We start from the raw sequence: 1071 nt of genomic DNA, 5'->3' as shown, positions 1-1071 counted from the left end.
TAGGTGTGTTGTCCCGGGACGTTGGTGACACGCGTGCTGGGTGCTTGAAAAGGTGAGGGCCTTCCGGGTTCGGTGTGGATTGCGAAGTCTGCACCGACCGCCAGGAGGCCCTCGTGTCCCACCGTAACGCCCCGCTGACCCCGACCGGCAGGCTCCGTCTGGCCCGGTGTGTCGTGGACGACGGCTGGCCGCTGCGCAGGGCCGCGGAACGCTTCCAGGTCAGCCACACCACCGCCGCCCGCTGGGCGAGCCGCTACCGGCAACTGGGCGAAGCCGGGATGCACGATCGCTCCAGCCGCCCCCACCACAGCCCCCGCCAGACGCCCGCCGCGGTCGAAAGGCAGGTCGTGCGGCTGCGGCGCCGGCACCGGATCGGGCCGGTGCGGCTGGCCGCCCGCGCCGGTGTCGCCGCGTCCACCGCCCACCGCATCCTGGTCCGGCACGGCCTGCCCGCCCTGGCCGCCACCGACCGGGCCACCGGCGAACCCGTCCGCCGCTACGAACGCGCCCGGCCCGGCGAGCTCGTCCACATCGACGTCAAGAAACTCGGCCGCATCCCCGACGGCGGCGGCCACAAAGTCCTCGGCCGGGCGGCCGGCAGCCCGAACAAGAACCGCCGCAACGGAGCCGGATACGCCTACCTCCACACCGCCCTGGACGACCACACCCGCCTCGCCTACACCGAAGACCTCCCCGACGAGACCGCCGCCACCTGCGCCGGCTTCCTGCGACGAGCAACCGCCTGGTTCGCCGCCCAGGGCATCACCGTCGAACGCGTCCTCACCGACAACGCCTGGGCCTACACCAAGAACACCTGGCGCGACACCTGCCACGAGTTGGGCATCAGCCCCCGCTGGACCCGGCCCTGGCGGCCCCAGACCAACGGCAAGGTCGAACGCTTCCACCGCACCCTGCTCGACGAATGGGCCTACATCCGGCCCTACACCTCAGACACCGAACGGCAGGCAGCGTTTCCCGACTGGCTTCACTGGTACAACTACCACCGACCCCACACCGGCATCAGCGGCCAACCACCAGCCAGCCGCGTCACCAACCTGTCCGAACAGCACA

The 1071-nt window shown here is 71.3% G+C and carries 1 protein-coding gene; it reads left to right on the top strand.

From position 1 onward, the window contains the following. Positions 1–113: 113 nt before the first annotated feature. Positions 114–1071, top strand: a 958-nt coding sequence (locus AQJ11_RS44990) for an IS481 family transposase (protein ID WP_059267384.1), incomplete at its 3' end; no start/stop codon positions are given.

It is taken from the genome of Streptomyces corchorusii, from assembly GCF_001514055.1.
GTDB lineage: Bacteria > Actinomycetota > Actinomycetes > Streptomycetales > Streptomycetaceae > Streptomyces > Streptomyces olivaceoviridis.
This window is presented reverse-complemented; position numbering and strand designations above follow the sequence as displayed.